Genomic DNA, 9,264 nt, shown 5'->3' with positions numbered 1-9,264 from the left:
GAGCCGTATCTCCTCATCCTGAGGAGCTTGCGAAGCAAGCGTCTCGAAGGATGAAGGCCCGGGTCCGGGCCTCATGGTTCGAGACGCGCCTTCGGCGCTCCTCACCATGAGGGTTGGAACGTCGCAACCTCAAAAGATTCACACCCTCTGAGGAGCCGCGCGTGAGCGCGGCGTCTCGAAGGGCGAGGCCCGGCTGTTGCCGAATCCGGCGCGTATTCAAGCAGTGGGGCTTCATCCTTCGAGACGCGCGCAAACACGCTGCTCAGGATGAGGAATTGAGACCCAGCATCATTGAGAGCGAAGCGAAGCAATCCAAGACTCTGACTGCGGAAGCACTAGATTGCTTCGGACCTCACGCTCCTCGCAATGACGCTGCGGAAGCTGACGTGCGCCACATTCTCAGTCGTCGTGCCGGGAATGACGGTGGTGGAGTGACCAGCATTGAACCTCACGGGCCACAACCGCCACGAAGGCACGAGGCAACGGCACGGATAAGGGCCGGACGTAAAATGATGACGAGATTTTTCCTCCTCCTGGCGCTGCTCGCCCTCGCCTTCCCGGCGCGCGCCGAGCCGTGCGGCGCGGTGCCGCCGCGAGCGGACCTGGCCGCAACCCTCAGGCTCGCCGGCGAGGAGCGGCCGATCCATATCCAGTTCAGAACCAGGGCCGACGGGGTGAAGATGCCCGGCTATCTCCTCGCGCAGTTTCCCGAGGAGATGACCGTGATCCTCCAGTACCAATTCGACCGGCTCACGCTCAAAGCCGATCGTTTCGAGGTCGGGCTGTGGTTCAAGCGCCGCTACGCGCGCCTGACCATCCCCTTCGCCGCCATCACCGGGTTTTGGGATACGACCGTGCGGAAATGCGAGGGTGAGACCCGGGTCTGAGGAATCAGCAAGGGCGCGCACTCGGCGTGCGGCTTGCGACTGTGACGCACCATCAGGTGAACCTCGCCTCGACGCGGCCGAGGCCTTCCAAGTGCATCAGAACCCGGTCTCCGGGTTTCAACCACACGGTCTTCACCAGACTCCCGGTCAGCACAATCTGTCCGGCATGCAGGCCACGGCCGTCGGCGGCGAGATGATTGGCGAGCCAGGCGAGCGGATTGTGGGGATGACCGAGCACGTCGGCGCCGGTGCCGCGGCCGGCCTCCTTGCCGTTGACGACGGCGCGGCCGACCACCGCGGCGAGATCCGGCGCGCTCGAATACCCAACCGCAGGTCCCAGCACGCAGCCCGCGGCAAAGAAGTCGTCGGCGATCAGCGTCGGCGCGCCCAGCGTCTGCCACTGAACATAACGGTCGTCCACGATCTCGATTGCCGGGTGATAGGCCTCGACGGCTTCCGCCACCCACTCGGCGGTGAACGGCGCTTCGCTCGGGGCAAGATCCCGCTTCAGCCGCACCGCGATCTCGCATTCGACGCCGACGCGAACATAGTCGGCAGCGGCGAGCCGCACGGCGCTCTCATGCACGCCCTTGGCGAACACCCCGCCGGCGCAGGGATGCGGGATGCCGATATAGTCCTGCATCACCGCGCTGGTGCAGCCGATCTTGTAGCCGACCAGCCCGCCCATCTCGGGCAACAGGAGATCATGCAGGGCCCGCTGGACCTGATAGCCCTCCGCCTCGTCCCGTGGCGGCGTCTCGAGCGCAGCCAGCGGCGCGCGGTTGCGGCGCGCGGCCGCGATCGCCTGGGCTGCCGCAACGATCCTGTCCATCGGCTGGACCTCCCCTTGTTTGGCGCGCATGGCGATGCCTGGCGCGCGCCTTCAGGCGCTGCGCCGGCATGGCCGAAGCGGCACGGCAAGTTTGAGGTCGATCGCTTTGGTATGCAAACTGAAATCGGGCCCAGGCTGCACTGGAACCTCAGGTGCCGGGCACATCGCGCGAGCGCGCAGGAAATCCCGCTCATGGCCTTGATGCGGATTCAGTTTCCGGCCGCGCCCGGTTCCACGTCATCGCGGCATGTGATCGGCGGGGCGGTGGCGCAGTGGCGCCGCGACCGGCCGCCGCGGGCGCGCCGGGCGCCCGTTATGCAGAAAGATGCCCGGCGGGCCTTCGCCCTACTCGTCCCGATAGACCTTCTCGCGCTTCTCGTGGCGCTCCTGGGCTTCCACCGACAGCGTCGCGATCGGCCTTGCTTCCAGCCGCTTGAGCGAGATCGGCTCGCCGGTCTCCTCGCAATAACCGTAGGTGTTGTCCTCAATTCGCTGCAGTGCAGCATCAATCTTGGCGATCAGCTTGCGCTGGCGATCGCGCGCGCGCAGCTCGATGGCGCGATCGGTTTCCGAGGAGGCCCGGTCGGCAAGATCGGGCAGATTGACGTTTTCCTCCTGCAGCGCCTGCAACGTCAGTTTCGATTCCTTGAGGATCTCTTCCTTCCACGAGAGGAGTTTCAGGCGGAAGTACTCCTTCTGCCGGTCGTTCATGAAAGGCTCTTTTTCGGACGGTCGATAGTTTTTCAACTTTTCCAAGGCCAGCCCATCTTGTTGCGTGCAAGGCGGACGGAAGGGGTCCGTCGCGCGGGGCCTTATATAGCGGCGCCATGTGACACACAATATTTCCGTAGGGGCCGAAGCTCCGCCGGCAAGCCCTTGTACACACATGTTAATCGCAAGGGCTCGGAGGCGGCGGCGCAATGGCGGACGGCCTTCTCCTCACCTCTCCCCATCGGGGAGAGGTCGATGTGCTTCCGCCGACGCGCAGCCTCGGCGGCTGCAAATCGGGTGAGGGGCTCAGGTCCCACGAGCAAGCGCACCCCCACACCCGCGCCTTTCGGCGCGACCTCTCCCAATGGGAGAGGTGAACACCGCCGCGGCGGGTGCAGCTCAAGTTGCGATCTAGTAGCCGACCGTGAAACGGGACCGGAGATGGGCCGGACGTTCGATCTCGTCGACCAGCGCCACGGCGAAATCCTCGAACGAGATCCAGCTCCTGCCGCTGGCGTCGACAAGCAGCTGGTCGGCCCCGACCCGGAACTTGCCCGTCCGCTCGCCGTCGATGAACAGCGCCGAGGGCGAGATGAAAGTCCAGTTGAGCTCCTTTTCCTGCCGCAACAGGTCGAGGAAGGCGCCGCCCTTCTCGGCCTCCGCCTTGTACTCGGCGGGGAAGTTCGGCGTCGTCACCAGGCGGACGCCGGGTGCGACCTCAAGGCTCCCGGCGCCGCCGACCACGAGATAGCGGCCGACCCTGGAGTCCTTTGCGGCGCCGATCAGCTTCTGCGCATCGCTCGCCAGGAAGAGAATGGAACTGACGGCGACGTCGTGTCCCTCCCACAGCCTGGCCAGGCCCGCCTGATCGAACACCTCGCCCTGCACCGGAGTCACGTTGGGCAGCCTGGCAATCTTCTCCGGATGGCGGGCGATGGCGGTGACGGTGTGCCCGCGGCGGGAAAGTTCCGCCACGATGCGCGAGCCGGCCCGACCCGAGGCGCCGGCAACAGCAACTTTCATCAGCTTCTCCTTTTGGCATGTAGTAACTAGAAGTGACTAGATATCGCCTAGAGTGCTGGTGTAAAGAACGCACTTAAAGCTCACCTGGTACCGCCGGGGTAACCGGCAGGACCGCGAGCGCGAACGAGAGGACGAAACATGAAAGCCCCGGACGTCTATTCGGCCGATTGCCCGACGCGGCAGATCCTCGATCGGGTCAGCGACAAATGGGCGGTGTTGATCCTGATCCTGCTTCGCGTGAAGCCCATTCGCTTCAATCAGTTGCGCAGGACCATTGAAGGCATTTCGCAGAAGATGCTCAGCCAGGTTCTCAAGAGCCTGGAGCGCGACGGGCTGATCAGGCGCCGCGCGATTCCGACCGTGCCGGTGACGGTGGAGTATTCGATCACGCCGCTGGGGGTGACGCTGGCCGCGGCCGTCGATCCGTTGCGAGACTGGGCGGAGCAGAATCTGAAGGACGTGCTCGCCGCGCAGCGCCGCTACGACAGCCAGCACAAACGCGCTGCGGCGTGAGCAGCACGCTTTCAACCCTCATGGTGAGGAGCGCCGAAGGCGCGTCTCGAACCATGAGGCCAAAGGCGGGCCTTCATCCTTCGAGACACGGCGAAGACGCCGCTCCTCAAGGATGAGGGGATACAGCTGCGCCTTCCGGGTCGACGGTGATGGACTTGCGATGAAGGACCTGAGACTACGCCTGTCCCGCCTTGGCGAGCTCGACCTCGACCCGCAGCTCGATCTCGGACAGCACCGCATCGAGGCCGGGATCGCCGGAGGAATCCTTGAGATGGGCGGCGGCATCGCGCAGGCGGCTCAGGGTCGCCGCATCGAGATTGCCGGAGAGCAGCCTGAGCTTCAAGTCGTCGAGCACGTCAAGCGCGCCCCTGCCCCGCTGCACGGCACGGCGGCGTCGCTCGGCCGGATCCTCCTCGATGCCCTGGAGCGCGAGCAGCGCATCGATGTTGGCGGCAGCCTTCGGTGCGACCGCAGCGCGTGTCTCCTGGGTCGAGGTCGCCTCCGGCAACACGAAGCTGCTGGAGCTGGTCCGCTTGGTCGAGGATGCAGTCGTCCCGGACGTCGTGCCGTGCGGTCCATAAATGCGCATGTCAAGGTCCTGCAGATTGGATGCGCCGCAACCTTCGCCGCCTCATGGTTAACAATGCGTAAACAGGCCGGCAAAATCTGCCGCCGACCGGCAGTTTCGGCCCTCACGGCGAACAGGGGATGGAGGCGGTCCGGAAACATTTATGCAACCGTTTCAACAGGCTACTTGCTCCGATGCCCGTGGCACGCCCTTCGCATGGCAAGGGGCGGACCGCCGTCATGGGAGTGGCGCGCGGCTCCGAAGTCACCCTTGGGGAGCAAGGAATGCGAAGCCTTCGTTGGGCACGCCGATTGGGAATAGCCTGCGCCGCGCTGTCAGCGCTGGCGCTGTCGGCCACTTGCGCCGGCGCGACCTCGCGCATCAAGGACCTCGCCAACATTGAAGGCGTGCGGCAGAACCAGCTGATCGGCTACGGCCTCGTGGTCGGCCTCAACGGCACCGGCGACACGCTCAACAACATCCCCTTCACCAAGCAATCGCTGCAGGCGATGCTGGAACGCATGGGCGTCAACATCCGCGGCCAGACCATCCGTACCGGAAACGTCGCCGCGGTCATGGTGACCGGCAACCTGCCCGCCTTCGCGACGCAAGGCACCCGCATGGACGTCACGGTGTCGGCGCTCGGCGATGCCAAGAACCTTCAGGGCGGCACCCTGCTCGTCACGCCGCTGTTAGGCGCCGACGGCAACGTCTACGCGGTGGCGCAGGGCTCGCTCGCCATATCCGGCTTCCAGGCCGAGGGCGATGCCGCCAAGATCGTCCGCGGCGTGCCGACGGTCGGCCGCATCGCCAACGGCGCCATCATCGAGCGCGAGATCGATTTCGCCCTCAACCGGCTGCCGAACGTGCGCCTTGCGCTGCGCAACTCCGACTTCACCACCGCCAAGCGCATTGCCGCGGCGATCAACGACTATCTCGGCGTCAAGACGGCCGAGCCGATCGATCCCTCCACGGTGCAGCTTACGATTCCCGGCGAATTCAAGGGCAACGTCGTCGCCTTCCTCACCGAGATCGAGCAGCTGCAGGTCGATCCCGACCTCGCCGCCAAGATCGTCATCGACGAGCGCTCCGGCATCATCGTCATGGGCCGCGACGTCCGCGTCGCCACGGTTGCAGTGGCGCAAGGCAACCTTACCGTCTCCATTGCCGAGACGCCGCAGGTGAGCCAGCCCAACCCGCTGTCGCGCGGTCGGACGGTGGTGACCCCGCGTACCAGCGTCGGCGTCACCGAAGAAGGCAAGAAATTCGCCCTGGTGAAGGACGGCGTTTCGCTGCAGCAGCTCGTCGACGGCCTCAACGGCCTCGGCATCGGCCCGCGCGATCTCATCAGCATTCTGCAGGCCATCAAGGCCGCGGGAGCGATCGAAGCCGACATCGAGGTGATGTGATGCAAGCAGGCTCTGCCCACTCCGCCTCGTCCAATTTCGCCGTGCAGATGCTGAACGGCCGGCCCGACTTCGAGCTCGCCAATGCGCTGACGAAGGTGTCGCCGCAGGCACAGGCGAAGGCCCAGAAGACCGCGACCGACTTCGAGGCGATGTTCCTCAACGCGATGTTCTCGCAGATGACCACGGGGCTGAAGGGCGAAGGCCCGTTCGGTGATACGCCCGGCACCGGCGTGTGGCGCTCGATGCTGACCGACCAATATTCGAAGTCCTTTGCCCAGGCCGGCGGCGTCGGCATCTCGAGCGAAGTGTACCGCACTCTCATCCTGCAACAGGCGAAGGCCGCGCGCTAGAAACGGAATCGACGGACATGCACCCAAACCCGCAACGGCAGACGGCGGCCCCGGCCCGTGCCGCGGCAACGCCCGGCGAGGTCCGCAAGCTCGCCGAGAACCTGATGGACGCCATGAACGCGCTGCTCGGCCTCATCGACCGCGAAACCGAGCTCGTGCGCGCCGGCAAGCTGCGCGAGGCGCTCACGCTCGAGCCGCAGAAGACCGAATTGTCGCGCCGCTACGTCGGCGCAGTCGGGCAATTGAAGGCGAACCAGGACCATCTGGCGAAATCCGCGCCCGAGCTCCTCAGCACGCTGCACCGTCATCATGACGCGTTTCGCGCCATGCTGCAGATCAACCTGACCGTGCTCGCAACCGCGCACGCGGTCTCCGAAAGCGTGGTGCGCGGCGTCAACGCCGAGATCCAGCGCCGCAACGTCCCGAACACCTACAACGCCGCCGGTCGACGCACGGCGCCGGGGCCGCGGCACGTCACGCCGCTCACGGTCAGCCGCTCGCTGTGAAGGGAGCAGCGCTCCTGTTTGTCGACAATTTTATCAAAATCGACGCGCCGGTTGCGGCGCGCGATTAGCCATGTTCCCTAACTGAACGTTCAACGTTCAACGGCATACTTGTCCATTCAGGAGGGTTGGGATTTTACTCGAGGCAAGGCACTAGGAGGCTGCCATGAGTACGGATTTCAGCATCAGGCCGGTGGGGACCCCGGCGCTCACGACCGTCGTACCGTCGAGCCCGGCGGCGAGCGACTCCGTTCCGACTGAGCTGCCGCCAGCGCAGAGCGTCAACGCGCCTGATTCGGGCGCCGGCGTCCGCAACGATATGCATCAGAGCCGCGAGGACGTCTCGCGCCAGTTCATCTTCGACCACGCAGCCGCCTCGTTTGTCTTCCAGGTCGTCAACGACAAGACCGACGAGGTCGTGACGCAATTCCCCGAGGAAGCAGTTCTGCGCGTGCGCGCCTATTTCCACGCACTCGATCTCAGCAAGTCCGAGGCGGCACACCCACTGTCGACCGACGTCAGCGCGTGAGCGTTGAAGGCTATCACTTGTTGAGAGTGGCGACGGCCTTATCGAGATAGGTCGAACCGGTCGCCGGATCGGTCACCACGTTCTTGACCTCCGCCTTGCCGACCTTGGTCAGCGTGAACCTCGTGTCGCCGAAGCGGAACGAATTGTCCTTGATCAGCACCTGCTGGTACTTCACCGTGCCCTCGCTCTGGTACCTGACCTGGGCGCGGAAGCCGCTGACATCCGAAACGGAAATCGAGAACGATTTGTTGCCGGGGTATTTCCCGGTCCACGTGCCCTGATAGAGGCCCGGATCAACCGGTACGTACTTGGTGTTGCTCTGCGCCGACGACAGAACGTTCGAGCGATACGACTTCGCCAGAATGCTCGTGATGTCGGCCATGACGAAGCCCCGCTACTGCTTCCCTGAAAGTCCCGCCGCGATGTTGCGGTTGATCTCGATCAGGGGCCGGAAGTGATCGAACTGCGGGCTGACCTGCAGCGCCGCGGTCTGGGTCAGCACGAACATGCTGATGTTCGCGATCCTCTGCCGTACATCGAGCGGCTGCGGATTTTCGTCGCGCATCGCCTCGCTCAGAAAGATCGTCCACAGCTTGCGATTGTACAACAGCGCCTGCTTGGTCTGGTCGCTGATAGGATCGGCGTTGTCGACTGCCTGCTGCAGCTTGTTGGCTGCCTTGAGAAGCACCTGCGCTTCGATTTCGCGGGGAGATGCAGTGGTAGTTGCGACACGCGCGTAGGCCGTAGCAGCAGAATTCGACATTCATCACCCGGGGAATTTCGTGGGACGCCACGCCAGCTTAAGTATTTGTTTTCCCAGCCTAAGCGGCACATTTTAACATTTGCTTACGTGCAATTGCGGCATTTCCTCCGCATTACTACGGGGCTCCGCGGATCCCTCTCGCGCGCAGCTGAATGCGATCATATCCATGCGAATTTTCGCGCAATTGGACGCGATGAATTCAGCCAGGCGAGTCTTAGCGCGCTACGTGAAAAGAAAAGCGGGGCATAAAGCCCCGCCGTAATCGCCACGAAAGCGCCGATTGCAACTCAGCGCAACAGCTGCAGCACGCTCTGCTGCGACTGGTTGGCCAGCGCCAGCGCGGAGACCGCGATCGACTGGCGCGTCGAGAGCGCCTGGCTGTTCGCCGCTTCCTCGTTGGTGTCGGCCAGCGTCAGGTTCGCCGAGCCGGTCTGCAGCACGTTGATCAGGTTCTTGGAGAAGTCCTGGCGGATCTGCACGACCGACAGGTTCGAACCCAGAGCTGAGGCCTGCGAACGCAGCGTGCTGCTCGCATTGCTCAGCGACGTCAACACGCGGTTGGTCGCCGCGTTGTCGATGAAGTCGGTGCCCTGGACCAGGTTCGACAGGCCGAGGCCGCCGGCGTTGAAGGTCACGCCGGTGATGGTCAGGGTCGACTTGCCGGTTTCGTTGAACACCAGCTTCAGCGTATCACCATTGAGCAGGTTGACGCCATTGAACGACGCGTCCTGCGCCGTGGTGTTGATCTGCGACATGATGTTGTTGTACTGCACGACAAGGTTCTGACGCAGCGCCTGCGAGGTTGGATCCTTGATCGGAGTCGAAACCGTGATCGCGCCCTTCGCGGCCTGGAACGCACCGTTGGTATCGGTAGCGTTCTGCGCCGTGCCACCGACCGTCGGGAACGTGTACGATGCATAGTCGTTGCTCGTCGATACCGTGAGGTGGCCGGTCGAGTCGATCGAGGCGGACAGGTTGTTGCCGGCGAGCAGCGTGTTGAGGTCGTTCAGCGTCTTGACCGTGCCGCCGGTGCCATCGCCGAAGGTGACGGTGGTGGCAAGACCGCCGCCCAGCGAGGCGAAGCTCAGGGTGTCGCCGGTGCGGTTGTACGTGTTGGCGGTCAGACCGAAGTTGGCAAGCGCGGTACCGGAGAGCGTCAGATCGGCGTTGACGCCG

At 64.3% G+C, this 9,264-nt stretch carries 13 protein-coding genes; 6 read left to right on the top strand and 7 right to left on the bottom strand.

The genetic code is table 11. The annotated features are described in order from the left end of the window. Positions 1-512: 512 nt before the first annotated feature. Positions 513-887 (top strand): ClpXP protease specificity-enhancing factor SspB, encoded by a 375-nt coding sequence (locus HY852_RS20255; protein WP_291606592.1) that lies wholly within the window; start codon positions 513-515, stop codon positions 885-887. Between the two features lie 52 nt (positions 888-939). On the opposite strand, the gene HY852_RS20250 is transcribed toward HY852_RS20255, so the two are convergent. The 3 genes from HY852_RS20250 to HY852_RS20240 all read right to left on the bottom strand — a co-directional run bounded on the left by HY852_RS20250 (position 940) and on the right by HY852_RS20240 (position 3,453). Then, positions 940-1,719 (bottom strand): fumarylacetoacetate hydrolase family protein, encoded by a 780-nt coding sequence (locus HY852_RS20250; protein WP_291606591.1) that lies wholly within the window; start codon positions 1,717-1,719, stop codon positions 940-942. A 345-nt stretch (positions 1,720-2,064) separates the two neighbouring features. Continuing rightward, the gene (gene dksA, locus HY852_RS20245; RefSeq protein WP_291606590.1) at positions 2,065-2,430 is read right to left on the bottom strand and encodes an RNA polymerase-binding protein DksA; all 366 of its coding nucleotides are present in this window, start codon (positions 2,428-2,430) and stop codon (positions 2,065-2,067) included. 411 nt (positions 2,431-2,841) lie between these two features. Continuing rightward, positions 2,842-3,453, bottom strand: a complete 612-nt coding sequence (locus HY852_RS20240) for an NAD(P)-dependent oxidoreductase (RefSeq protein WP_291606589.1) — start codon at positions 3,451-3,453, stop codon at positions 2,842-2,844. A gap of 138 nt (positions 3,454-3,591) precedes the next feature. Between HY852_RS20240 and HY852_RS20235 the strand changes: the two genes are divergently transcribed. After that, complete coding sequence (locus tag HY852_RS20235) at positions 3,592-3,966, top strand: helix-turn-helix domain-containing protein (protein WP_291606588.1); 375 nt, start codon at positions 3,592-3,594, stop codon at positions 3,964-3,966. 175 nt (positions 3,967-4,141) lie between these two features. On the opposite strand, the gene HY852_RS20230 is transcribed toward HY852_RS20235, so the two are convergent. Beyond that, entirely contained in the window at positions 4,142-4,555 is a 414-nt protein-coding gene (locus HY852_RS20230; protein WP_291606587.1) for a flagellar assembly protein FliX, read from the bottom strand. Positions 4,556-4,818: 263 nt separating this feature from the next. Between HY852_RS20230 and HY852_RS20225 the strand changes: the two genes are divergently transcribed. The 4 genes from HY852_RS20225 (at position 4,819) to HY852_RS20210 (ending at position 7,325) form a co-directional block, all read left to right on the top strand. Further along, positions 4,819-5,943, top strand: coding sequence for a flagellar basal body P-ring protein FlgI (locus tag HY852_RS20225; protein ID WP_291606586.1), 1,125 nt, complete (start codon positions 4,819-4,821; stop codon positions 5,941-5,943). Beyond that, on the top strand, positions 5,943-6,293 hold the full coding sequence (gene flgJ / locus HY852_RS20220) for a flagellar assembly peptidoglycan hydrolase FlgJ (protein WP_291606585.1): 351 nt from the start codon (positions 5,943-5,945) through the stop codon (positions 6,291-6,293). Before HY852_RS20225 ends, flgJ begins: the two co-directional genes overlap by 1 nt. Before the next feature lie 17 nt (positions 6,294-6,310). Beyond that, positions 6,311-6,799: a hypothetical protein gene (locus HY852_RS20215; protein ID WP_291606584.1), complete on the top strand. Its 489-nt coding sequence runs from the start codon at positions 6,311-6,313 to the stop codon at positions 6,797-6,799. Between the two features lie 163 nt (positions 6,800-6,962). After that, positions 6,963-7,325: a flagellar protein FlaG gene (locus HY852_RS20210; protein WP_291606583.1), complete on the top strand. Its 363-nt coding sequence runs from the start codon at positions 6,963-6,965 to the stop codon at positions 7,323-7,325. A gap of 13 nt (positions 7,326-7,338) precedes the next feature. Here the strand turns inward: HY852_RS20210 and HY852_RS20205 are convergent, their stop codons facing one another. From HY852_RS20205 to HY852_RS20195, 3 genes are all read right to left on the bottom strand, one after another. Continuing rightward, positions 7,339-7,707, bottom strand: coding sequence for a hypothetical protein (locus HY852_RS20205; RefSeq protein WP_291606582.1), 369 nt, complete (start codon positions 7,705-7,707; stop codon positions 7,339-7,341). A gap of 12 nt (positions 7,708-7,719) precedes the next feature. Next, positions 7,720-8,088: a flagellar biosynthesis regulator FlaF gene (flaF, locus tag HY852_RS20200; RefSeq protein ID WP_291606581.1), complete on the bottom strand. Its 369-nt coding sequence runs from the start codon at positions 8,086-8,088 to the stop codon at positions 7,720-7,722. Positions 8,089-8,375: 287 nt separating this feature from the next. Beyond that, the coding region (locus tag HY852_RS20195; protein ID WP_291606580.1) for a flagellin at positions 8,376-9,264 on the bottom strand (889 nt) is incomplete at its 5' end.

This window comes from Bradyrhizobium sp. (assembly GCF_016213215.1).
Taxonomy (GTDB): Bacteria; Pseudomonadota; Alphaproteobacteria; order Rhizobiales; family Xanthobacteraceae; genus Bradyrhizobium.
The sequence above is the reverse complement of the archived record's forward strand: the minus strand, read 5'-3'. Positions and strand labels throughout refer to the sequence as shown.